Annotated in this window: 22 protein-coding genes and 1 tRNA gene; 7 read left to right on the forward strand and 16 right to left on the reverse strand. The window is 67.5% G+C overall.

The genetic code is table 11. The annotated features are described in order from the left end of the window. Positions 1 to 20 precede the first annotated feature (20 nt). From atpE to ABH915_RS15725, 5 genes are all read right to left on the reverse strand, one after another. Positions 21 to 239, reverse strand: coding sequence for an ATP synthase F0 subunit C (atpE, locus tag ABH915_RS15705; protein ID WP_003804776.1), 219 nt, complete (start codon positions 237 to 239; stop codon positions 21 to 23). A 124-nt stretch (positions 240 to 363) separates the two neighbouring features. After that, a complete protein-coding gene (gene atpB, locus ABH915_RS15710; RefSeq protein WP_018775705.1) occupies positions 364 to 1,164 on the reverse strand; it encodes a F0F1 ATP synthase subunit A in 801 nt (266 codons plus the stop codon). 91 nt (positions 1,165 to 1,255) lie between these two features. Next, entirely contained in the window at positions 1,256 to 1,606 is a 351-nt protein-coding gene (locus ABH915_RS15715; protein WP_081801780.1) for a hypothetical protein, read from the reverse strand. Further along, a complete protein-coding gene (locus ABH915_RS15720) occupies positions 1,599 to 2,084 on the reverse strand; it encodes a hypothetical protein (RefSeq protein ID WP_370122989.1) in 486 nt (161 codons plus the stop codon). The genes ABH915_RS15715 and ABH915_RS15720 overlap by 8 nt, the downstream gene beginning before the upstream one ends. Before the next feature lie 129 nt (positions 2,085 to 2,213). After that, complete coding sequence (locus ABH915_RS15725) at positions 2,214 to 3,338, reverse strand: MraY family glycosyltransferase (RefSeq protein ID WP_026539622.1); 1,125 nt, start codon at positions 3,336 to 3,338, stop codon at positions 2,214 to 2,216. A gap of 304 nt (positions 3,339 to 3,642) precedes the next feature. On the opposite strand from ABH915_RS15725, the gene ABH915_RS15730 reads away from it, so the two are divergent. Beyond that, a complete protein-coding gene (locus ABH915_RS15730) occupies positions 3,643 to 4,539 on the forward strand; it encodes a glycosyltransferase (protein WP_370122992.1) in 897 nt (298 codons plus the stop codon). A 21-nt stretch (positions 4,540 to 4,560) separates the two neighbouring features. Here ABH915_RS15730 and ABH915_RS15735 read toward each other — a convergent pair whose 3' ends face one another. The 11 genes from ABH915_RS15735 to argS all read right to left on the reverse strand — a co-directional run bounded on the left by ABH915_RS15735 (position 4,561) and on the right by argS (position 17,326). Then, positions 4,561 to 5,328, reverse strand: a complete 768-nt coding sequence (locus ABH915_RS15735; RefSeq protein ID WP_370122994.1) for a WecB/TagA/CpsF family glycosyltransferase — start codon at positions 5,326 to 5,328, stop codon at positions 4,561 to 4,563. Continuing rightward, the gene (locus ABH915_RS15740; protein WP_370122997.1) at positions 5,325 to 6,074 is read right to left on the reverse strand and encodes an L-threonylcarbamoyladenylate synthase; all 750 of its coding nucleotides are present in this window, start codon (positions 6,072 to 6,074) and stop codon (positions 5,325 to 5,327) included. The genes ABH915_RS15735 and ABH915_RS15740 overlap by 4 nt, the downstream gene beginning before the upstream one ends. Beyond that, positions 6,071 to 6,991: a peptide chain release factor N(5)-glutamine methyltransferase gene (gene prmC, locus ABH915_RS15745; protein WP_370123000.1), complete on the reverse strand. Its 921-nt coding sequence runs from the start codon at positions 6,989 to 6,991 to the stop codon at positions 6,071 to 6,073. Before prmC ends, ABH915_RS15740 begins: the two co-directional genes overlap by 4 nt. Positions 6,992 to 7,007: 16 nt before the next feature. After that, positions 7,008 to 8,081 (reverse strand): peptide chain release factor 1, encoded by a 1,074-nt coding sequence (prfA, locus tag ABH915_RS15750; protein ID WP_026539626.1) that lies wholly within the window; start codon positions 8,079 to 8,081, stop codon positions 7,008 to 7,010. 177 nt (positions 8,082 to 8,258) lie between these two features. Further along, a complete protein-coding gene (gene rho / locus ABH915_RS15755) occupies positions 8,259 to 10,400 on the reverse strand; it encodes a transcription termination factor Rho (RefSeq protein WP_370123004.1) in 2,142 nt (713 codons plus the stop codon). 69 nt (positions 10,401 to 10,469) lie between these two features. Next, positions 10,470 to 10,631, reverse strand: a complete 162-nt coding sequence (locus tag ABH915_RS15760) for a hypothetical protein (RefSeq protein ID WP_155846932.1) — start codon at positions 10,629 to 10,631, stop codon at positions 10,470 to 10,472. Between the two features lie 88 nt (positions 10,632 to 10,719). After that, positions 10,720 to 11,706 carry a homoserine kinase gene (thrB, locus tag ABH915_RS15765; RefSeq protein WP_026539628.1) on the reverse strand — a complete coding sequence of 329 codons (987 nt, stop codon included), beginning with the start codon at positions 11,704 to 11,706 and terminating at the stop codon, positions 10,720 to 10,722. A 2-nt stretch (positions 11,707 to 11,708) separates the two neighbouring features. After that, the gene (gene thrC / locus ABH915_RS15770) at positions 11,709 to 12,815 is read right to left on the reverse strand and encodes a threonine synthase (protein ID WP_026539629.1); all 1,107 of its coding nucleotides are present in this window, start codon (positions 12,813 to 12,815) and stop codon (positions 11,709 to 11,711) included. Beyond that, on the reverse strand, positions 12,816 to 14,132 hold the full coding sequence (locus tag ABH915_RS15775; RefSeq protein ID WP_370123009.1) for a homoserine dehydrogenase: 1,317 nt from the start codon (positions 14,130 to 14,132) through the stop codon (positions 12,816 to 12,818). It abuts the gene before it with no gap. Continuing rightward, on the reverse strand, positions 14,133 to 15,656 hold the full coding sequence (lysA, locus tag ABH915_RS15780; protein WP_370123012.1) for a diaminopimelate decarboxylase: 1,524 nt from the start codon (positions 15,654 to 15,656) through the stop codon (positions 14,133 to 14,135). A gap of 5 nt (positions 15,657 to 15,661) precedes the next feature. Beyond that, positions 15,662 to 17,326: an arginine--tRNA ligase gene (gene argS / locus ABH915_RS15785; RefSeq protein WP_026539632.1), complete on the reverse strand. Its 1,665-nt coding sequence runs from the start codon at positions 17,324 to 17,326 to the stop codon at positions 15,662 to 15,664. A gap of 207 nt (positions 17,327 to 17,533) precedes the next feature. On the opposite strand from argS, the gene ABH915_RS15790 reads away from it, so the two are divergent. The 6 genes from ABH915_RS15790 (at position 17,534) to ABH915_RS15815 (ending at position 22,397) form a co-directional block, all read left to right on the forward strand. Next, positions 17,534 to 17,971 carry a hypothetical protein gene (locus ABH915_RS15790; protein ID WP_018775690.1) on the forward strand — a complete coding sequence of 146 codons (438 nt, stop codon included), beginning with the start codon at positions 17,534 to 17,536 and terminating at the stop codon, positions 17,969 to 17,971. Positions 17,972 to 18,029: 58 nt separating this feature from the next. Next, positions 18,030 to 18,902 carry an FAD:protein FMN transferase gene (locus ABH915_RS15795; protein ID WP_370123016.1) on the forward strand — a complete coding sequence of 291 codons (873 nt, stop codon included), beginning with the start codon at positions 18,030 to 18,032 and terminating at the stop codon, positions 18,900 to 18,902. Continuing rightward, a complete protein-coding gene (locus ABH915_RS15800) occupies positions 18,899 to 20,500 on the forward strand; it encodes an FAD-dependent oxidoreductase (protein ID WP_370123019.1) in 1,602 nt (533 codons plus the stop codon). The genes ABH915_RS15795 and ABH915_RS15800 overlap by 4 nt, the downstream gene beginning before the upstream one ends. 219 nt (positions 20,501 to 20,719) lie before the next feature. After that, a tRNA-Arg gene (locus ABH915_RS15805) sits at positions 20,720 to 20,792 on the forward strand. 191 nt (positions 20,793 to 20,983) lie between these two features. After that, the gene (locus ABH915_RS15810; protein ID WP_370123022.1) at positions 20,984 to 22,057 is read left to right on the forward strand and encodes a M4 family metallopeptidase; all 1,074 of its coding nucleotides are present in this window, start codon (positions 20,984 to 20,986) and stop codon (positions 22,055 to 22,057) included. 43 nt (positions 22,058 to 22,100) lie between these two features. Next, positions 22,101 to 22,397, forward strand: a complete 297-nt coding sequence (locus ABH915_RS15815) for a protealysin inhibitor emfourin (RefSeq protein ID WP_018775685.1) — start codon at positions 22,101 to 22,103, stop codon at positions 22,395 to 22,397. The last annotated feature ends 9 nt before the right edge of the window (positions 22,398 to 22,406 follow it).

Consider the following 22,406-nt stretch of genomic DNA (forward strand, 5'->3'; position numbering starts at 1 on the left):
TGGATGTTCGGTTGTTCTGTTTACTTGAGAACGAACGCGAAGACCAGGCCAAGGATGGCGAGGGCTTCAGTCAGCGCGAGGCCGAGGAATGCGATCGGCTGCAGGACGCGCTGGGCTTCCGGCTGACGTGCCACACCGTTGATGTAAGCGGCGAACACGAGACCCACACCGATACCACCGCCGATGGCGGAGAGGCCGTAGCCGATGAGGTTGAGGGAGCCGTTGATGGAGCCTTCCATTTTTCTTCCTTTCAAGATGCCACCCATGTGGCAGGTTGTTTGGGTTGCTTCATCCCCGTGAGGGGAAGACTATGTTGTGCCGGCTGGGTTGTGCCTTCTGGCGTTTGCGCCTGAAGGCATTCGCCTAGTGGCTGTCGGCGTGCAGCGCGCCTTCGATGTAGATGGCGGTCAGCAGCGTGAAGACGTAGGCCTGCAGCACCATGATCAGCGCTTCGAGCATGTACATGGCGATCGCACCGCCAAGGACGAGTACGGACGCGCCCTTGAGGAGGACGTTTTCCTGCATCACGAGGTATTCGATGCCAGCACCGGAGATCATGATGATCAGGTGGCCGGCCAGCATGGTGGCGAACAGACGGAGGCTGTGCGTGACCGGGCGGACCAGGAAGTTGGAGATGATCTCGATCGGGACGACGATCGGGAGAATGTAGAACGGCACACCGGACGGGACCGTGGCCAGCTTGAAGTACTTCAGGCCGCTCTTCCGGACGCCGACGGCGATCCAGGTGACGTACACGATCGCTGCGAGCACGTAGGCCCCGCCAACGTGCGAGAAGGTCGGAAGCTGGATCAGCGGGATTGCCCCGTAGATGTTGTTCACGAGGATGAAGAAGAAAAGCGTGAACAGCAGCGGGACATACTTCATGAAGTCCCGGCCGCCGATAATGTCCTTGGCGATGCTGTTGCGGACGAAGCTATAGGCGGCCTCGCCTGCGAACTGCAGCTTGCCGGGAACGAGCTGCTGCTTCCGCGCAGCGATCACAAAGAATGTACCGATAATGACGACCGACAGGATGACCAGCAGCATCTGCTTGGAAAATCCGTCGGCAGCACCCCAGGGGATGATAGCCGGCAGGTGAAGTTCTTCAATTCCAGGAGGCGTGAAGGTTCCTGAATCTTGGGCCGGGAGCGCAAGCGCGATCAACGCGTTTCCTCTCTGCAGTGTCCATCATTGGGCGTTGGGCGGGGACCGGCGACATTGGTGCCCGCCTCTCCCCCTGTGAAATTATTTGGCATTACTGTTCCTCGTCCTGGGACGGGCCACGTGCAGCAGTGCCGTCATCAGCTGAAGTTCTGTTACTGGTGAGGCCGTGCATATGAGAAAGATAGAACCCTCCCGCAGCTCCAAGCAGAGCGCCTGCGAGCACAATCCAGCGGGTTCCCCACAGATTATCCAGACCCCACCCTATCAAACTCCAGACGATGATTCCGCCAACAATGTAGCTGAAGACGGCGATTCCGGCGTTGTATCCGCCGTCGCTTCCGTCGGTCGATACACCGGGGGCACCGGCCGTGGTTTTGGGTGATTTGGCTGGCTGGTTTTTTGGTCCGGTTACCGGCTTGCGGCCGGTTTTGCGGCTAAACATCGGTGCCGCCTTTTCGGGTTTCGGGATCGTTGTAAATCTGGAGCCGGGCCTTGCTGAACCCGTAAATTTCGGCTGCCTGCCAGAACACGACGGTGACGACGGCGCCGATCAGGAACCAGCGGCCGTGCAGCCAGGCCGGAGCGCCGATGACGAAGAGGACCACGGCGAAGCCGACCACTTTGACGAAGTACGTCGCGACGAACAGTCCGATCGCTCCGGAGGGGTTGCTGCGGCCGACGAAGTGGCCCACCGCGAGGCTGATGGCAAAGAAGGCCATCACCAGCGCGCCCCCGAAGAGCGCGGACCAGAACCCCACGGCGCCGTTGAGGACGAAGGCGGCGATGCCGGTCAGCAGCAGGGCTGCGGCGGAGGCGGCGGAACTCATTGCCAGCAGCCTGAGCCACAGGGATTTTGTGGGGCCGGAGACGCCAACGGGTCCGTTGCCGGAAGCGGGTTCCGGTTCGGCGTTGGAGGTCATGAGATCCCAATCGTCGCTGGCGTATTGCTGGTCAAGGCAGGCGGCGAAGTACCGCCCCTGAATTCTACATTAGATAGAAATTATTCGGAAAAGCGCGCCGGAGCAGGTTCCTCCGGCATGCCGGGCAGGCTATTCGGGGGTGCGGGCCATCTGTCGCGGACCCCGCTGGCGCAGGTAGGGCCAGGCTGTCACCACGGCCATGATTGCCGCGGCGGCCAGATCGACGGCGAGGACTATGTGCCAGGGGAAGATCGCAAAGGCGAGGCCGCCGAAGGCCAGGATGCAGGTCCACAGATACATCAGCACGACGGCGCCGCGGTGCGAGTATCCGATGTCCAGGAGTTTGTGGTGCAGGTGTCCGCGGTCCGCCGACCACGGCGACCGGCCCAGCGCTGTCCGCCGCACCACCGCCAGGCACAGGTCCAGCAGCGGCAGGAACAGTACCGCGAACGGCAACAGGATGGGGATGATCGTGGGGATGCCGTTGGCCCGGTCGTAGAGGCCGGAGCTGATCTGGCCGGTGGAGACGACGCCGGCCGAGGCCATCAGCAGGCCAATCAGCATGGCCCCGGAATCGCCCATGAAGATTTTGGAGGGAAACCAGTTGTGCGGCAGGAAACCGACGCAGCTGCCGACCACGACGGCGGTCAGCAGGGTGGCGAGGTCCGAGCGGTCCAGCAGGACGGCCGTCCGGTGCACCCAGTAGGCCGTGAGGAAGAACGCCGCCCCGCCGATGATCGCCACGCCCGCGGCGAGGCCGTCCAGTCCGTCGATGAAGTTGAACGCATTCATGGTGGTCACGATCAGACCGGCCGTCAGCACGATGCTCACGGCCTCGTTCTGAATCACGATCGGCTCGGGGATGAACGGGATGATCGTCATCCGGACTCCCCAGGTGGCTACGACCAGTGCCGCGGCGCTTTGGCCGATCAGCTTGACCCACCACCGGAGATCCAGCAGGTCGTCCGCCACGCCGACCACGACGATCACGGCGGCCCCGGCCAGGATTCCCCATGGCGCCGTGTTGTTCCGGAAGATGTCCTTGACGAAGAACGAGTTACTGGCCGTGACCAGGGCGACCAGGACGCCCGCGAAGATGCCCAGGCCGCCGAGCCGGGAGATCGGGGTGGAATGCATGTCGCGGCTGCGGATCGGGGAATACAGCTCCAGCTTGTTGCCCGCGAGCCGGGCACCCCATGTGGCCGCGTAGGTCACGATCGCTGCCGTCAGCATCATGAGCAGGTACATGATCACGGGACGGCCACCAGCCCAACACCGTCAGTGCCGTCAGCGCAGGCAACACACGCCGGCACCTCCCGCAGCACCGGACGCGCCGGTGAGCTGCGGAAATGGGGTGGATTCAATTGCCGTGGAACTGTCTTTCGAAAAATGAAACTTCTCCGTCGCCGTGCGCAGGGCAGGCAGTGCGTAGTGCCTGACAGGGCTGTATTACAGTGGACTCTAGTCAAGATACTAATGCCAACGGCCACCTGTCTTCGCGTCACACGGCCCTCTGCCGGCGGGAAAACCACTGACGGTCGTGCTGAAAGGACCCGCGATGACCCCCTCGGTTGCAGTCGCTGCCGTGACGTTTGACCGTCCCAGGGAGCTGGCGGTCCTGCTGGACGCCATCAACAACCAGACCGCTCCAGTGCAGTCAATTTGCCTCGTCGACAGTGGCACCGTGCCCTCGAAGGAGGTTGCCGGCCAGCACGCCAACGTGGACTATGTCCGCTCCGAGGCAAACCTCGGCGGCGCCGGCGGATTCTCGTTGGCCATCCTCAAGGCCGTGGCCAGCGGGGCCGACTGGATCTGGATGATGGACGACGACGCCGAACCGGCAGATCCCGGCTGCCTTGCCACGTTGCTCCGTGAGGCGCAGGACCGTGACCTGGACGCCGTCGTGCCCCTCGTGGTGGCCCCCGGCCACCCGGACCAGCTGTCCTTTTTCTTCCGCCTGGGCGGCAAGGTCACGCATGAGCGCGCGGAAGTGGAAAAGGTCGGCTTCCTGCCCGACGACGGGCACTTCTTCAACGGCGCCCTGATCCGTTCCGATGTCTTCTTCAAAGTCGGCCTGCCGGACATGCGCCTTTTCATCCGGGGCGACGAAGTGGATTTCACGCTCAGGCTCAGGAAGGCCGGGATCCGCTTCGGCACGGTGACCACCGCCGCCATCACGCACCCGCACGCCTTCTCTGAGACCAAGCACGTCTTCGGCGCGCGGTGGCACGTGATTGTTCCGGATTCCGCGTTCAAGCGCTACTTCTACTACCGGAACCGCGGGTACATGATCCGCCGCCACTTCCGGGTCAAGTCCTTCATCGCGGATGTGGGCGGCTACCTCGGCTACTTCCTGCGCAGCGGCGACTTCCGCGGGCTCGCTGACTGGTTCCGTGCCTTTTCCGCCGGGCTCCGCGGCAAGGGCTTCGGCCCGCTGGAGGACCAGAAGTTCTAACCGCCGCCGGCCGCCGGCAGCCTAGGGCTGCCGGCGCAGGCGCCGGCGAAGCAGCAGGCCCAGCAGCACCCAGGGCTCACCGAACACCCGGTAGGCCACCCGCTGCGGGTGGAGCAGGAGCCGCCAGGCCCACTCGAGCCCGAGCCGGCCAATCCAGCGCGGCGCCAGTTTCTGCACCCCGGCAATCTGCTCGATGGCGCCGCCGACGGCGCAGTAGACGGCCGGCGGAAGCGCGGCAAGCCGGCGTGCCAGGACCTGTTCCTGCAGCGGCATCCCGAGGCCCAGCAGCACAAGCTGCGGGCGCAGCCGGTTCAGCCATTCGACCGCGGCTTCCTCAACGTCCTTGTTCCAGCCTTCGCCGGGCATGCCGTCGACCCGCGCCCCGGGGACGATCTCCTGCAGCCTGGCCACGGCGCCGGCGTTGGCCACGGCGCCTGCGCCGATGACCGCAATGCGCTCCAAGCCCGCGACATTGCCGAGCGCGGGAATCCAGTCCGTCGACCCCAGCCGGTAGTCCATCACCGGTTCCCGGCCGTCGTCCTCTTCGCCGGTCTTCGCCCAGAGCCAGAGCACCGGTGCGCCGTCGATCAGGACCACGTCGCTGCGCTCGTAGAAAGAGCGGAAGGCGGGATCGGAGTGCAGCAGCGTCACGCTGTGCAGGTTGTGCCCCACCACGATCCGGGTCCGGCCCTCGGCCATGAAGGTGCTGAGGACCGCGGTCAGCTCGGACACCGTCACGGGGGTCGCTTCAACCTCGAGGAAAGGGACGCGCTGGCGCTCCAGCGTCATGCGGAACCGGGCTCCGGCGCAGCGTCGCCCGGCGCAGCGTCGGGCTCCACAGCAGGCTCCACGGCTTCCGCAGCATCATGGGCGTTGCCGTCGACGTCCAGGACGCCGGGCACCACGCCGCGCAGGCGTTCGAGGCTGATGGCTCCCTGCCGGACGACGCGCAAAGGCAGCGACGTCGCGTCGACGATGGTCGAGGCGAGGGCCTCGGCGCCGCCGGCGGGCCGGGGCCCGCCCTCAAGGTAAACCTCCACGGATTCCGCCAGCTGGGCCTCGGCGTCCGCCGCGGTCTGCGCCGCTGCGTGCCCGGTGCGGTTCGCGGAGGACACCGCGAGGGGCCCGGTGAGCGTCAACAGGTCCTGGGCGATCTCGTCGGCCGGGATCCGCAGGGCGACCGTGCCCTTGGTCTCGCCGAGATCCCAGTCCAAAGACGGCTGGGCATGCAGGATCAGGGTCAGGCCGCCGGGCCAGAATGCCTCGGCCAGCCGCCGCGCCTCGGCCGGAACGTCCGTGGCCAGGCCATCGAGGGCGTTCAGCCTGGGGATCAGCACGGGCGGCGGCATCTTCCGGCTCCGGCCCTTGGACGCGAGCAGCAGGGTCACGGCGAGCGGTGAAAAGGCGTCGGCGGCAATGCCGTAGACCGTGTCCGTGGGAAAGACCACGCACTTGTTCTCCCGGATGGCCCGCTGGGCGTGCTCAAGTCCCGCAGCGCGCTCCTCGGCTGCCGTGCAATCGTAGCTAGTCGTCACTGGCCCATTCTTTCATCACTTGTCACACGGTTTTTCGCAGGGCCCGGCTCCAACGGTGCCAGGACGGCGCTGGTGGCCCGGTCCTTGCCGTTGAGGTCCCGGTGCGTTGTTACGTCGGCGAACACCCCGGTGCGGTTGAGCATCGCGGCGATCCATTCCGACTGGACCTCGGCGTGCTCCATCACGAAGTAACCGCCGGGGACCAGCAGGCGGGCAGCGGAGGCTGCCGCCGCCGTCGGAAGTTCCATCCCGTCCGCTCCCCCGCCGTACAGCGCCTCGGGCGGGTCGTGCAGCGCCACTTCGGGTTCGTTCGGGATCGCTTCGGCGGGAATGTAGGGCGGGTTGGAGACGACGACGTCGAACGTGCCGTTGTGATCGCCCAGCGCGTCGCGCAGGTCGCCGCGGATGAGGTGGACACCCAGGGGAGCCAAGTTTTTCGCGGCCCAGGCATGTGCGAATTCGCTGTACTCGACCGCGTGGACTTCCGCGCCGGGAACCTCGTGGGCGATCGAGCCTGCGATCGCCCCGGATCCGGTGCCCAGGTCCACGACCTTGGGGTGCGCCAGGCCGTCCCTGCCCTTGAGCCAGTCCAGCACCAGCTGCACCACGGATTCGGTCTCCGGCCTCGGGATGAACACGCCGGGACCGACGGCGAGTTCGAGGTAGCGGAAGTGCGCGACGCCCGTGATGTGCTGCAGCGGGATCCGCTGCGCCCGTTCGGCGACGAGGTCGGCGTAGCCCTCCGGCGCCGGCGAGTCGCCGAGCATCAGCGCGCGCAGCCGGCCGGGCCCGACGCCGAGCAGGTGCCCGGCCAGGAGCTCGGCGTCCACGCGCGGGCTGGGCACGCCGGCCGCCGCGAGGACCGCCGTCGCCTCGCTGACCGCCGCCGCGAGGCTCGGACCATCACCTGCAGTCATCACCAGAGGCCCGCGCCTATTCGCCGATGGCGTCGAGCCGGGACTGCTCGTCCAGTTCGATGGCCGACTGGATCACCGGTTCGAGGTCGCCGTTCATGACCTGGTCCAGGTTGTAGGCCTTGTAGCCGGTGCGGTGGTCCGCGATCCGGTTTTCCGGGTAGTTGTAGGTGCGGATACGCTCGGAGCGGTCCATGGTGCGGATCTGCGACTTGCGCTGCGCCGAGTTTTCGGCGTCGATCAGCTCCTGCTGGTGCGCCAGGATGCGGGCCCGCAGCACGCGCATGCCGGCCTCACGGTTCTGCAGCTGCGACTTCTCGTTCTGCATGGCGACGACGATTCCGGTGGGAAGGTGGGTGATGCGCACGGCGGAGTCGGTGGTGTTGACCGACTGCCCGCCGGGACCCGAGGAGCGGTAGACGTCGATCTTGAGATCGTTCTGGTTGATCTCGAGTTCCTCGGGCTCGTCCACTTCAGGCAGCACCAGCACGCCGGCGGCCGAGGTGTGGATGCGCCCCTGGGATTCGGTGACGGGGACACGCTGGACCCGGTGCACGCCGCCTTCGAACTTGAGCCGGGCGTACACGCCTTCAGCCGGATCGTTCGAGCTGCCCTTGACGGCCATCTGGACGTCCTTGTAGCCGCCGAGGTCCGATTCGGTGGCGGAGATGATCTCGGTCTTCCAGCCGCGGGATTCCGCGTAACGGCTGTACATCCGCAGCAGGTCCGCGGCGAACAGGGCCGCCTCGTCGCCGCCCTCGCCGCCCTTGACCTCGAGGATCACGTTGCGGGAGTCGTCCGGGTCGCGCGGGATCAGCAGCCGGCGCAGCTTGGCCGCCGCCGTCTCCAGCGCGGCCTCCAGCTCAGGCACTTCGGCCGCGAACTCGGGGTCCTCGTCCGCCATTTCCTTGGCAGCGGCCAGGTCATCGCGGATGCTTTCCCAGCGGTGGTAGGCCTCCACAATGCCGTTCAGCTGGGCAGAGCGCCGCCCCAGCTTCCGGGCCAGCCGCTGGTCAGCGTAGACAGCAGGATCCCCCAGCTGGGCCTGGATCGAGTCGTGCTCATCCAACAGGCCCTGTACGGACTCAAACATTTTCAAACCTCTTTCGACTCTCTCAAGTCTAGTTACTGCAACGCGGGGTCACTTACCGCCCATTCCAACGGCCCTGATGGGCCGTAGGTGACCCCGCGTTGCTCCACGCGAAGGGGCGGGGGCGGACAACCCGCGCGGCGAACCACGCGAGGAATCCACTCCCCGCCCCTACGTCAGCTACTTGTCGTTATCGGACTTCGCACCAAGCGTCGTCTTCTGCACCTGCATGAGGAACTCGACGTTGCTCTGGGTCTCCCGGATCTTGTTGGTCAGCAGCTCAAGGCTCTGCTGCGTTTCGAGTCCGGACAGGACGCGGCGCAGCTTCCACATGATCTTGACTTCCTCGGGGGAAAGCAGGTTTTCCTCACGGCGGGTACCGGACGCGTTGACGTCCACGGCCGGGAAGATGCGCTTGTCCGCGAGCTGGCGGGACAGACGCAGTTCCATGTTGCCGGTGCCCTTGAACTCTTCGAAGATGACCTCGTCCATCTTGGAACCGGTCTCGACGAGCGCGGTGGCCAGGATGGTCAGCGAGCCGCCGTTCTCGATGTTGCGGGCTGCACCGAAGAAGCGCTTCGGCGGGTACAGCGCGGCGGAGTCCACGCCACCGGACAGGATGCGGCCGGAGGCCGGTGCTGCCAGGTTGTAGGCGCGGCCCAGGCGGGTCATGGAGTCCAGGAGCACCACAACGTCCATGCCCATTTCCACGAGGCGCTTGGCGCGCTCGATGGAAAGCTCGGCCACGGTGGTGTGGTCGTCGGCGGGACGGTCGAAGGTGGAGGCAATGACCTCGCCCTTGACGGTGCGCTGCATGTCCGTGACTTCTTCGGGACGTTCGTCAACGAGCACCATCATGAGGTGGACCTCAGGATTGTTGGTGGTGATGGCGTTGGCGATGGACTGCAGGATGAGCGTCTTGCCGGCCTTCGGCGGCGAAACGATCAGACCGCGCTGGCCCTTGCCGATCGGGGCGACGAGGTCGATGACGCGCGGGCCGATCTTCTTCGGGTCCGTCTCGAGGCGCAGGCGCTCGGAGGGGTACAGCGGGACGAGCTTCGCGAACTCGACGCGGTCCTTGAGCTCTTCCGGCGTCTTGCCGTTCACCGAGGTGACGCGGACCAGGGCGTTGAACTTCTGGCGGGCGGACTGCTGGCTGCGGTCCTCGCCTTCGCGCGGGGCACGGATGGCGCCGACGCAGGCATCGCCCTTGCGCAGGTTGTACTTCTTGACCTGGGCGAGCGAGACGTAGACGTCGTTCGGGCCCGGCAGGTAACCGGAGGTGCGGATGAACGCGTAGTTCTCGAGCACGTCGAGGATACCGGCGACCGGCAGCAGGACATCGTCCTCGGTGACCTCGACGTCGTCGACGTCGGGTCCCTGCTGGCGCCCGCGGCGGCGGTCGTTGCGGTCGCGGAAGCGGTCGTTGCGCGAGGAGTTGTCGCGGCTGTCCTGCTGGCCCTGGCGGTCACCGCGGTCGTTGCGGTCACGACGGTTGCGGCGGTTCCGGCGGCTTCCGCCGTCAGAATCATCGCTGTCGCGGGTGTTGTCGCGGGTGCCGGCGGACTCGTCGCGGCCGCCACGGGTGCGGGTGTCGCGGCGCTGGCCGTCTTCGCTGCCCGGCTCGCGCTGTTCGCGCTGTTCACGCTGTTCAGTGCGCTGTTCACGCTGTTCAGTGCGCTGTTCACGCTGTTCGGTGCGCTGCTCGGCGGCGGGCTGTTCGGCCTGGGCCTCGACGGCGGTCTGGCCGGTCTCGGTGGCCTGGGCAGCGGCTTCGCCGCGGCGGCGGTTGCGGGTGCGCGGCTGCCTCGTGCGGTCGCTGCCTTCGGTCCCGGAAACGGCAGAACCGGATTCGGCAGGGGCGGAGGCGCCGGAGTCGGTGGAAACCGCGGGGGCTTCAGCCGGGGCGGCGGCGGGTGCCTCGACGACGGGCGCCGTGACGACGCCGTCACTGCCTGCACGGCGGCTGCGGCCACGGCGTGCACGCGGGCTTTCCTGGGCCGGGGCCTCATCGGCGGCGGGCGCCGTTGCGGGCGCAGCTGCCGGGGCGGCTGCGTGGGAAACAGTGCCGTTGTCGCTCGCCTTTTCGGCAGCGCGGGCCGGAGCCTTGCTTACCGGAGTGCCTGCGCGGTGGGCGGAAATGGCTGTGACCAGATCACCCTTGCGCATGCGGGAACCGCCGGAAATGCCCAGTTGGCTGGCGAGGGCCTGGAGCTGGGCGAGCTTAAGGCCTGCAAGGCCGCTGCTCTTGGCGGGTGCTGCCGTTGATTCGGCAGCAGAAGATGTATCCACAGCCGGAGACAGCTCAGTGGTTTCGGTCACGAAGGATCCTTCCCCCTCGACGGCGTCCAGGCTAGGAGCTGGACGCGGTGATTTGATCTGGGCTGCAGTTCAGATCTGCAGCCGGGATTTCGGCCTTGCCGGATGGATTTCGGCCAGCAGGGCCGGATATTGCTTCACCATGCACGATCCGAGAATGAGGAACGGCGGGCTGAGTTTCAGGGGGCAGATCAATTCTGCTGATTCCTGCGTCAGACCGAAAGCAGGTGGCACCGGAAAATATTGCGCAGTGAAAGATGAGAGAGGCTACGTGGCCAACATCGCGGTCTTACAACGGTTACTAAATTTACCGCCTGCGTATTTACCGCCGGTGCACTTCCACTTTAGCACCTTCGACGTCTACGGCCAGCTTCATCACACGCCAGCCCACTTCCGGCGTGTTGCCCGCGGTGTGGGCGCCGATGAAGTCCACAACCTCACCGGCTTCCGCTTCGCCGTTGGCCAGGACCAGCACGGTGGGCCCGGCGCCGGATACGACGGCGGCGTGCCCTGCCCGGCGCAGCGCCCCGATCAGTTCCGCGCTGGGCCGCATGGCCTGGGCGCGGTAGCTCTGGTGCAGGTAGTCCTCGGTGCCGGGCAGCAGGAATTCCGGGGCGGCGGTCAGGGCATGGATCAGCAGGGCCGCGCGCCCGGAGTTCATGGCCGCGGCATGGTGGCCCACGGAGGCGGGCAAAAGGGCCCGGGCGGCCTCAGTGGAGAGCTCGTAGTCCGGCACGGCGACCACCGGGATCACCGAGGCGGCCACGGACGCGCACGTGCTGCTGTACTGGTCACTGTCCTGCCATGACAGCGCCAGTCCGCCGAAAATGGCGGGTGCAACGTTGTCCGGGTGGCCTTCCATTTCGCTGGTGAGCTGCAGGATCCAGTCGCGGCCACGCCGGGCGGCCTCCGGGACCAGGGCATTCGCTGCGCTGACGGCCGCCACCACGGCCGAGGCCGAGGATCCCAGGCCCCGTCCGTGCGGGTTGACGTTGTCCGCCGTGATCCGCAGGCCTTCGTGCCGGAACCCGAGGCGGTGCAGGGCCTCGGTGAGGGCCTTGACCACGAGGTGCGTCGCATCCCGGGGCAGGGACTCGGCACCCTCGCCACTGAGCTCGAATTCAAGTTCACCGCTGGCCAGGGTTTCCACGGTCAGCGTGTCGTGCAGCGAGAGGGCTAGGCCGAGGCTGTCGTACCCGGGGCCCAGGTTGGCGCTCGTTGCCGGGACCCGCACGGTGACCAGCTGGCCCGCCGGAACGGCCGGGGAGCCGGCAGCTGATTCGGCGGGGACAGTGAGGGTTGTTTCCAACGTTATTTTTCTTCCAGTCCCAGTGCTGCGGCGACGGTGACGACGTCGTTGGAGACCTTGACCGGCTGCACGTCGCTGCCGTCCTCGGTGCGCAGGGCCCACTGCGGGTCCTTGAGGCCGTGACCGGTCACCGTGATCACGATCGTCTTACCGGCCGGCACTTCCCCGGCCGCGTGCTTCTTGATCAGCCCGGCGACGCCGGCAGCGGAGCCGGGCTCCACGAAGACGCCTTCCCGGGCGGAGAGCCACCGGTGCGCGGACAGGATTTCCTCGTCCGTGACGGCCTCGATCACGCCGCCGGATTCATCCCGGGCCGCCACGGCGGTGTCCCAGGAGGCCGGGTTGCCGATCCGGATGGCGGTGGCAATGGTGTCGGGCTCGGTGATCGGGTGGCCTGCCACGAAGGGTGCCGCCCCGGCGGCCTGGAAACCCCACATGACGGGTGTCTTGGTGGACACGGCGGGCAGCGGACCGGCGGTGGGCGACTCATACGCCGCGGCGTATTCCTTGTAGCCCTTCCAGTACGCGCTGATGTTGCCGGCGTTGCCGACCGGGAGCACGTGGAAGTCGGGGGCGTCGCCCAGCGAATCCACCACTTCGAAGGCACCGGTCTTCTGGCCTTCGATCCGGGCCGGGTTGACGGAGTTGACCAGGAACACCGGGTAGGACTCGCCGAGCTTGCGGGCGATGTCGAGGCAGTCGTCGAAGTTGCCGTCCACCTGCAGCAGCGTGGCTCCGTGCGCGACTGCCTGGCTGAGCTTGCCCATGGAGATCTTGCCCTCCGGGACCAGCACCGCGCACTGCAGCCCGGCCGCCGTGGCGTAGGCCGCGGCGGAGGCAGAGGTATTGCCGGTGGAGGCGCAGACCACGGCCTTGGCGCCGGCGGCCACCGCGGCCGTCATGGCCATGGTCATGCCGCGGTCCTTGAAGGAACCGGTGGGGTTCATGCCTTCGACCTTGAGGTAGACGGTGCTGCCGGTCAGCTCGGAGAGGTGGCGGGCGTGCACGAGCGGGGTGCCGCCCTCGCCCAGGCTGATGACCTTGGTCGCCTCCGTGACAGGAAGACGGTCAGCGTATTCGCGGATGACACCGCGCCATTGGTGAGCCACTTAGACTCCTTCTACCCGGAGTACGGATGTGACGGAATTGATGACGTCGAGGCGCCTGACGGCCTCGACGGTTGCTGCAAGTGCGGCTTCGCGTGCACGGTGTGTCACGATCCGCAGCTCGGCCGACTCCACGTTGGAGTCGGCGTCGCGGTGTATGGTCTGCCGCATGATTTCGATGGACACGCCGTGCTCCGCGAAGAGCTGCGCGATCCGGGCAAGGACGCCGGGCTGGTCCGCGACGTCGAGTCCGATGTAGTAGCTGGTGACGGCCGCGTCGATGGGCAGCGATGGCACGTGCCCGGTGGTGGTTTCGGTCCGGCCGGGTCCGCCCAGGACAATGCGGCGGGCCGCGGAGACGAGGTCGCCCAGCACGGCGGACGCCGTCGGGGTGCCGCCGGCGCCCTGGCCGTAGAACATGAGCTCACCGGCGTTCTCGGCTTCGATGAAGACGGCGTTGAACGCACCGCGGACGGCGGCGAGGGGGTGCTCGCGGGGCAGCAGCGTGGGGTGGACGCGGACCGAGACGCCGGTCTGGCCGTCCTCATCCACCAGTTTTTCCGCAATGGCCAGCAGCTTGATGACAAAGCCGGCCTCCTTGGCGGCGGCGATGTCCGCCGCGGTGACCGACGTGATGCCCTCGCACGAGACGTCTTCGAGGGCAAACCGCGTGTGGAAGGACAGTGACGCGAGGATCGCGGCCTTGGCGGCGGCGTCGTAGCCTTCGATGTCGGCCGTGGGGTCGGCCTCCGCGTAGCCCAGGCGCTGCGCCTCGGCCAGCGCATCGGCGAACTGGGCGCCGGTGGAGTCCATCTGGTCGAGGATGAAGTTGGTGGTGCCGTTGACAATCCCGAGCACCCGGGTGATCCGGTCGCCGGACAGGCTGTCACGGATGGGCCGCAGGATGGGGATGGCGCCGGCCACGGCTGCCTCGTAGGACAGCTGCACCCCGGCCTTGTCCGCTTCCTCGTAGAGTGTGGGGCCGTCCTGGGCCAGGAGCGCCTTGTTGCCGCTGACAACACAGGCACCGTGCCGCATGGCGGTCAGGATCAGGGTCCGGGCCGGCTCGATGCCGCCCATGAGTTCAATGACGACGTCGGCGTCCTTGACGAGGACTTCGGCGTCAGTGGTGAACAGCTCCTTCGGCAGCTCGACGTCGCGCTCGGCATCGAGGTTGCGCACCGCGATGCCCTGCAGTTCCAGGCGGGCGCCCGTGCGCGCGGCGAGGGCGTCGGCGTCGTCAATGAGAATCCGCGCAACCTGGGCCCCAACGTTGCCACAGCCCAGCAGGGCCACTTTCAGGGTTCGCAATTCAGACATTCAGACTCCCATGTCGCGGTTGAGCAAATCTTCTTCGGTTTCCCCGCGGACAATGAGCCGGGCAGATCCGTCGCTGACAGCGATAACGCCCGGCCGGGCCAGATAGTTGTAGTTGCTTGACAGGGCCCAGCAGTAGGCGCCGGTCCCCGGTACAGCAAGCAGATCACCGGCTGCCACGTCCTCGGGCAGATATACATCTCTAACAACTATGTCGCCGCTCTCGCAATGTTTGCCCACCACTCGGGACAGCTGCGGCGCGGCGTCGGAGCTCCGCGAGGCGAGAATCGCCGAATAATCCGCGTCGTACAGCACCGGCCGGGGGTTGTCGCTCATCCCGCCGTCCACCGACACATAGCGGCGGGGGTGCGTAACGTCCCCGGCTCCGTCGTTGCCGGCCACGGCACCAGCAGTGGCGGCCCCGGCGCCCGGCGCATCCACCCGGACGGTCTTGAGCGTGCCGACCTCATACAGCGTGAAGGTGGTGCTTCCGACGATCGCGCGGCCCGGTTCGATCGAAATCCGGGGGGCGGTTATGCCGAGGGCAGCGCATTTGGAACGGACGACGGCGGCCATCGCCTGCGCGATCTCGGCGGCCGGGCGCGGGGTGTCCACGGGGGTGTAGGCAATGCCGTAGCCGCCGCCGAGGTCAAGTTCGGGCAGCACGATGGAGTACTTCGACTGCATCGCGGCCAGGAAGTCCAGCAGCCTCTCAGCGGCGAGGGCGAAGCCGTCGGGTTCGAAAATCTGCGAGCCGATGTGGCAGTGCAGGCCCAGCAGTTCGATGCTGGCGTGCCCGGTGGCCGCGGCCACGGCTTCCTCTGCGGCGGACAGTCCGGCCTGGTCCGTGGAGTCCCCGGCCATGGACAGGCCGAACTTCTGGTCCTCGTGGGCGGTGGCGATGAACTCGTGGGTGTGGGCGTGCACTCCGGGGGTCAGCCGCAGCATCACCCGGGCGGTGTCGCCCCGGTTGGCGGCGATTGCCGCGACGCGTTCGAGCTCGTCAAGGCTGTCCACCACGATCCGGCCCAGCTGCATGTCCAGGGCCCGGTGGATTTCGCCGTCGGACTTGTTGTTCCCGTGCAGGGCGACGTCGGCGCCGGGGATGCCGGCGCGGAACGCCACGGCGAGTTCGCCGCCGGACGCCGTGTCCAGGCGCAGCCCCTCTTCCTCGACCCACCGGACCACGGAGGTGCACAGGAAGGACTTGCCGGCGTAGTAGACGTCCACTCCCCCGCAAATATCCGCGAAGGCGTCGTTGAAGGCGTCGCTGAACGCCCGGGCCCGGGCCCGGAAGTCGGTCTCGCTCAGCACGAACAGCGGCGTGCCGTACTGGCGCTGCAGCTCGCTGACCGTCAGCCCCTCGATGGTGAGCTCGCCGTCGTCGTTGCGCGCCACGCCGCCGGCCCACAGCGGCTCGTGGAGGGCATTGAGGTCGGCGGGAACCTCAAGCCAGTCCGGTGCGAGCGGTGAGCCTGCGTTACCGGTGTTGCGTGCCTCGGCCGGCTGTCCTGAATTTGCGGTCATGGCGGTTACATCCGTTCCGGCGCCGAGACGCCCAGCAGTTCCAGTCCGTTGGCCAGCACCTGGCTGGTGGCGTCGTTGAGCCACAGCCTGGTGCGGTTGGTGTCGGTGATGGGTTCCTCGCCCTGGGGGGCCACGCGGCAGGCGTCGTACCAGCGGTGGTAGGCGCCGGCGATGACTTCGAGGTGGCGGGCCACGCGGTGCGGCTCGCGCAGCTCGGCGGCCTTGGCCACGATCGAGGGATAACTGCCCAGGTGCGAGAGCAGCTCGTTTTCGGTGGCGTGGTCCAGCAGGGCGGCGTTGAAGCTGTCCTTGCCGTCCACTCGGCGCTCCACGCCGGCGGCCACGGCATTGCGGGCGGCGCCGCGGGAGCGGGCGTGGGCGTACTGGACGTAGAACACCGGGTTTTCGTTGCTGTGCTTTTTCAGCAGCTCCGGGTCCAGGGTCAGCGGCGAATCGGCGGGGAACCGGGCCAGCGAGTACCGGACGGCGTCCTTGCCGAGCCAGGAGATGAGGTCCTTGAGCTCGATGATGTTGCCGGCGCGCTTGGACAGCTTGGCGCCGTTGACGGAGACCAGCTGGCCGATCAGGACCTCGATATTGACCTCGGGGTCGTCCCCGGCGGCTGCCGCGATGGCCTTGAGCCGGTTGATGTAGCCGTGGTGGTCGGCGCCGAGGAGGTAGATCTTCTCGGTGTAGCCGCGGTCCTTCTTGGACAGATAGTAGGCGGCGTCGGCAGCGAAGTAGGTGGGCTCGCCGTTGGCGCGGACCATCACGCGGTCCTTGTCATCGCCGAAGTCGGTGGTGCGCAGCCAGACTGCGCCGCCGTCGTCGAACACGTGGCCCTGTTCGCGCAGGCGGGCGACGGCGTCTTCGATCGCGCCGGCGTCGTGGAGCTCCTGCTCGGAGAAGTAGACATCGAAGTCGACGCCAAACTCGGCCAGCGTCTGCTTGATGTCATGCATCTGCGCCTTGTAGGCGGCGCCCCGGATCACCGGCAGGGCCGCCACTTCGGTGAGTTCGCGGATGTCCGGATGCTCGGTGAGCACCTCGTGGCCGAGGTCCGCGATGTACTGGCCCGGGTAGCCGCCCTGGGGCACGTCCTGGCCGTGGAGCCTGGCGAACACGGAGTTCGCGAACACGTTCATCTGGGACCCGGCGTCGTTGATGTAGTACTCGGCAGTGACGTCGGCACCGGAGGCCCGGAGGACGCGGGCGATCGCGTCGCCGAGGGCCGCCCAGCGGGTGTGGCCGATGTGCAGCGGGCCGGTCGGGTTGGCCGAGACGAACTCCATGTTGACCACGTGCCCGGCGAGCGCGGTGTTGGTGCCGTAGTCCGCGCCGGCCTCGACGATCGCCTTGGCGAGCGCACCGGCGGCAGCGGCGTCCACGGTGATGTTCAGGAAGCCGGGGCCGGCGATGTCCACCGCGGACACGCCGTCGATCGTCTTGAGCCGGGCGCTCAGGACGGACGCGAACTCCCGCGGGTTGGTGCCCGCCGTTTTGGCCAGCTGGAGGGCGACGTTGGTGGCCCAGTCCCCGTGGTCCCTGTTCTTGGGGCGCTCCACGCGCACCTCATCCGGGATGTCAGCCGCGGAGAGGGCTATGTCACCGGCGGCGACGGCGTCCTTCAGGCAGGCGGATATGGCGAGGGAGAGTTCTTCTGGGGTCACACTTCTAGCCTACCGGTGGGCCCGGAGTGTGGCGGAATCTGGCGCCCGGCATGACGGCGGGGGCCGGTTCCGGGAAGACCCAGGGACGCCAATGCCCCGCGCCCAGGGTGAACCGTTACCCTGAATTCAACGTCTGCAACCCTGTCATGCCGCCGCATTGTCCGCTGTTCGTTCGCTGTCCGATCCCCGCACAGAATCGAGTCCCGCATGAATACCGCCTTCCGCAAAAGCGTCCTCGTCGGCATTGCCGGCCTCTCCGTGGCCGGAACCGCGGCCGGCTGCGCCCCTTCTGCGCAGGCCCCGGCCGCCCAGGGCGCGCCCCCGGCATCCGAGTCCGCTGCCGGTACCGGCTCCTACAAAGACGGCACGTACAGCGCTGACGGGAACTACACCTCCCCCAACGGCACCGAGACCGTGGGCGTGGAGCTGACCCTGGCCGGCGGTGCCGTGTCCGACGTGAAGATCACGCAGCACCCCTCGAATCCGAACACCCGAAAGTTCCAGGGCGAGTTCGCCGGCGGCATCCAGTCCCAGGTTGTTGGCAAGAAGCTCGACGAAATCAAGGTTTCCAAAGTGGCCGGATCCTCGCTGACCAGTGGCGGCTTCAACCAGGCCGTGGCGAAGATCAAGTCACAGGCCCAATAGCGCAACGAGGGAATAGGGAACAGAGAACAGAGAACAGGGAGCAGGGAACAGAGGAATCGTGGCGCATCCGGGCTGGGCGCACTTCAGCTTTGACGGGATCGGGACCCGCTGGGAGATTTCCACCCCGTCCCGCCTCTCCGACGGGCACCGCCGTGGCCTGCTCGCCGCGGTGGAGGAGTACGACGCCGCGTGGTCCCGGTTCCGTCCCGATTCGCGCATTGCCGACGCAGCCCGGACGCCCGGCCGCATTGAGCTGCCCGCCGAAGCGGCCGCCCTGGGCGAGCTGTACGGCACCCTGTACCGGCTCACCGAGGGTGCGATGACCCCGCTCATCGGCGGGAGCCTGGAGCGCCTGGGCTACGACGCCGCCTACACCCTGAGCCCGGGCGGTGCGCCGCTTCCCGCGCCGCGGTGGGAGGATGTGCTGGACTGGCAGGGCGCCGCGCTGACAACCACGTCTCCGGTGGTGATCGACGTCGGCGCGGCCGGAAAGGGGCAGCTGGCCGACCTGCTCTCCGCCCGGCTCCGGGACGGCGGCTGCGCCGAGCATTTCATCGATGCCAGCGGGGACCTGCTGAATCCGGGGCCGGATCCTGTGGCGGTTGCCCTTGAGCATCCCTACGATCCCACCCGGGCCATCGGCACCGTCCAGCTGGGGGCCGGCGCCCTGTGCGGTTCCGCCGCGAACCGGCGGGCCTGGGGCGACGGGTTCCATCATGTCCTGGACGGCACCACGGGAGCGCCGGTGCGTACCGTCGTGGCCAGCTGGGCCATGGCCGGGACCGCGATGGTGGCCGATGCGCTGGCCACTGCGTTGTTCTTTGTCGACGGTCCGCGGCTGGAGCAGGAGTTCGAGTTCGCCTGGCTCACGGTTTATGCGGACGGGCACGCGGAATATTCAGCCGACTTCGAAGGGGCCCTGTTCTCATGACTGCCGTCACCACCGCCGCACTCGGCTCGAGGCTGGACACCGCCTTGGGCCGGCTCACGATGTACCGGCTGGTGCTGTGGGTCCTGGCCGTCCTGGCCGGCTACAGCCTGCTGCTCAATGTGCTGGGCTGGCTGACGTTCGGGCTGCCGGAAATGCTGGCCCACCTGGCCTTGTGCCTTGGCCTGACGTACGCCTCCAGCCAGGGGCTGGGCGCGCTGTTCCATGTGCGGCCGCACACGGAATCCTCGCTCATCACCGGCCTGCTGCTGTACTTCCTTTTTTGGCCGAGCGAGCTTTTTTGGCCCAGCGAGCTGACCCAGGGCCCCCAGCTGGCGGAACTCGCCGGCGTCGCCCTTGCCTGCGTCCTGGCCTCGGCCTCGAAGTACGCGCTGGCCTGGCGTGGCCGGCACATCTTCAATCCGGCCGCGGCCGGCGCGTTCCTCGCCGGGCTGACCGGGCTCAACATTGCCACGTGGTGGGCCGCGACGCCGGCCATGCTCTGGCTTGTGCTGCCGGGGGTACTGCTGGTGCTCTACCGGACCCGGAAGTTCGCCATGGCCGCCGTCTTCACCGTGGTTGCCGTGTCCATCGTGGCCGCGGATCTGCTCCGGGCCGGAATGGAGCTTCCCGAGGCCCTGTGGCAGACGTTCGCGCAGCGTCCGGTGCTGTTCTTCGTCGGGTTCATGCTCACCGAGCCCCTCACCCTGCCCCCGCGGCGCTGGCAGCAACTGGCGCTGGCCGCCGTCGTCGGGGTGCTGTTTGCCGTCCCGTACAACCTGGGGTTCGTGGCCAACTCCCCCGAGCTGGCGCTGCTCGCGGGCAACGTGCTTGCCTTCGCCTTAGGACAGCGGGGCGGGGTCCGGCTGAGGTTCGTCGCGAGCCGTCCGCTGACGCCCACGACGACGGAATTCAGCTTCCGCCCGGAGCGTCCGGTGCGCTTCGCTCCCGGACAGGCCCTGGAGCTGCACCTGCCCCCGGCCACGGCCGGCGGCACTCGCGCCGCCAAGGGCGATGGGAAGGCCCCCGGCAAGGGTGATGGCAAGGGAATCCGGCGCGTGTTCAGCCTGACCAGCGCACCCGGAGCACCCCTGCTGACGATCGGGGTGGGGACGGCCGAACCGGTGTCCTCAGCCAAGCGCGCGCTGCTGGCCCTCGAACCGGGAGACGGACTGACCGCCACCATGGTCAGCGGCGATTTCGTCCTGCCCCGGGATCTGGCCACCCCCGTGATGCTCATCGCGGCCGGAATCGGGATCACCCCCTACATGGCCCAACTGGCCGGGGCGCCGGCCGGGGACCGCGACATTGTCCTGCTGTACCTGGCCAAGAGTGCCGCCGAACTGGGCTACGCCGGGGAGCTGCAGCGCTCCGGGGCGCGCATCCTGGCCCGGCTGGCCGACGGCTCCGCGCCGCCGGCCACCATGGAGGACGCAGGCGCCAGAAGGATTGACGCGGCGGCCCTCAAGGATCTGGTGCCGGACATCGGCGGCCGGGAAGTCTTCGTCTCCGGCTCGCCCGCCAGCGTGCGTTCGCTGCGGGCGGCGGCCCGTGGTGCGGGCGCCCGCCGGGTACACGTGGACTCCTTCACCGGCTACTGAGGTGACGGTGCGGCTGCTGAGGTGACGGTGCGGCTGCTGAGCCGGCCAGGGAGCGGTTCCGGGGCGGCCGGCCGGTTCCCGGATTCGTCACGCATCTCATGCCGGGTTAAGACGCACCCGACGCTGCTTGACTCCACAAATGAGTGCCGATTTTCCGTTGGAGGCCACCTTCCTGCTAAGCTCTAGGACGTCCCGCCGGTAACGGCAGGAACCCTGACTGCCCTCGTAGCTCAGGGGATAGAGCGTCTGCCTCCGGAGCAGAAGGTCGTAGGTTCGAATCCTATCGAGGGCACAAAATACCGGCTTCGCCGGCACATCCCCGCTGTTTCATTGAAACGGCGGGGTTTTTTGTACCCTGGATCCCGCCGAAAGACCGCGGAAATCCAGCGGCTTTTCCCCTGCCGATTGTCGGTGCCCCCTCGTAGGCTGTTTTCATCGGTGGCGGGCTACCCTGCCGGCTCCGAAGCATGAAGGGGGTCTCAAGTGTTCTTCTCAACTGTGTACTGTTCCATCGTTCCGCCCTACTTGCTCCGCCGGTTGGCCGCGCAGCGCGAGCCGGAGCTCTCCAGGGCCGCCCGCGCGGCAAAGGAAGCCCTGCAGCAGGTTCCGAGCTTCCACGCCTCCCGCGCGGTGGCCGGGCCCGGCAGTCATCCGGGCCTGCGGGAAATCAAGCCGTCCCCGCCGGAACGGACGGTCTACGACGCCAAGTCCGCCGAGAAGTTGCCCGGGAGCGTGGTCCGCAAAGAAGGCGAACCGCCCACCGGCGATCCCGCCGCCGATGAGGCCTATGACGGGCTGGGGCACACCCACCGCCTCTACGCCGAGGCCTTCGGACGCAATTCGATCGACGGCAAAGGCCTGCACCTCGATGCCACGGTCCACTACGGCCGCCTGTACGACAACGCGTTCTGGGACGGCCAGCAAATGGTCTTCGGCGACGGTGACGGGCAGGTCTTCGAGCGGTTCACGAAATCCTTGAGCGTCATCGGCCACGAGCTCACCCACGGCGTGACCCAGTACTCGGCCGGGCTGGTCTACCGCAACCAGGCCGGAGCCTTGAACGAATCGATGTCCGACGTCTTCGGGGCCCTCGTTGAGCAGTATGTGCGGAAGCAGTCGACGGCGGAGGCCAGCTGGCTGATCGGCGAAGGCCTCTTCACCGACCAGGTGCAGGGGGCCGCCTTGCGTTCCATGAAGGCTCCCGGAACGGCATACGACGACGACGTGCTCGGCAAGGACCCGCAGCCGGACTCGATGGACGGCTACGTGCGCACAAGCGCGGACAACGGCGGCGTGCACATCAACTCCGGTATCCCCAACCGCGCATTCTGCCTGGTGGCCACGGCCCTCGGCGGCAATGCCTGGGACGCACCGGCACAGATCTGGTACGAGACGCTGACGGGCGGCACGCTGTCCCCCACTGCCACGTTCGGTGCCTTCGCCAAGGCCACTGCCGCCTCTGCCAAGGAGCTTTTCGGCGAGGATTCCAAGGAACATGACGCCGTGCGCTCCGCGTGGGAAACTGTGAAGGTCAAGTTCCCGGGAGCCCGGCGATAAGCCGAGCCCCTGCAGATCCGAGTCCTATGAAGGTCCGAGTCCGATGAAGATTACTGTCCAGCGCAGTGGCGGCGTGGCCGGAATGAAAAGGACGTGGACCGTCCGGCCCGAGCCGCCCGAGGACACGGACCGGTGGCAGCCGCTGATCGAGGCCTGCCCCTGGGACGACGTCGCCGGGATCAGCGGGACATCCGGCCAGCCGGACCGGTTCATGTACAGCATCCGGGCCGATCAACGCCGGGCGGTCCTGCCCGAGCGTGAGCTGACGGGCCCGTGGCGCGACCTCGTCGAATGCGCCCGGGCCGCGGCCGAGGAGTCGGCGCCGCCGGGCTTTGGCTAGCCGTCGCCC

The sequence above is a fragment of the Arthrobacter sp. MW3 TE3886 genome (assembly GCF_041262145.1).
GTDB lineage: Bacteria > Actinomycetota > Actinomycetes > Actinomycetales > Micrococcaceae > Arthrobacter.

What these genes read in the sequence shown, in the direction of transcription:
- atpE (WP_003804776.1), bottom strand. Translation starts at nt 239, where the DNA reads ATGGAAGGCTCCATCAACGGCTCCCTCAACCTCATCGGCTACGGCCTC.
- ABH915_RS15715 (WP_081801780.1), bottom strand. Translation starts at nt 1,606, where the DNA reads ATGTTTAGCCGCAAAACCGGCCGCAAGCCGGTAACCGGACCAAAAAAC.
- ABH915_RS15720 (WP_370122989.1), bottom strand. Translation starts at nt 2,084, where the DNA reads ATGACCTCCAACGCCGAACCGGAACCCGCTTCCGGCAACGGACCCGTT.
- ABH915_RS15730 (WP_370122992.1), top strand. Translation starts at nt 3,643, where the DNA reads ATGACCCCCTCGGTTGCAGTCGCTGCCGTGACGTTTGACCGTCCCAGG.
- ABH915_RS15735 (WP_370122994.1), bottom strand. Translation starts at nt 5,328, where the DNA reads ATGACGCTGGAGCGCCAGCGCGTCCCTTTCCTCGAGGTTGAAGCGACC.
- prmC (WP_370123000.1), bottom strand. Translation starts at nt 6,991, where the DNA reads ATGACTGCAGGTGATGGTCCGAGCCTCGCGGCGGCGGTCAGCGAGGCG.
- prfA (WP_026539626.1), bottom strand. Translation starts at nt 8,081, where the DNA reads ATGTTTGAGTCCGTACAGGGCCTGTTGGATGAGCACGACTCGATCCAG.
- ABH915_RS15775 (WP_370123009.1), bottom strand. Translation starts at nt 14,132, where the DNA reads ATGTCTGAATTGCGAACCCTGAAAGTGGCCCTGCTGGGCTGTGGCAAC.
- lysA (WP_370123012.1), bottom strand. Translation starts at nt 15,656, where the DNA reads ATGACCGCAAATTCAGGACAGCCGGCCGAGGCACGCAACACCGGTAAC.
- ABH915_RS15790 (WP_018775690.1), top strand. Translation starts at nt 17,534, where the DNA reads ATGAATACCGCCTTCCGCAAAAGCGTCCTCGTCGGCATTGCCGGCCTC.
- ABH915_RS15800 (WP_370123019.1), top strand. Translation starts at nt 18,899, where the DNA reads ATGACTGCCGTCACCACCGCCGCACTCGGCTCGAGGCTGGACACCGCC.
- ABH915_RS15815 (WP_018775685.1), top strand. Translation starts at nt 22,101, where the DNA reads ATGAAGATTACTGTCCAGCGCAGTGGCGGCGTGGCCGGAATGAAAAGG.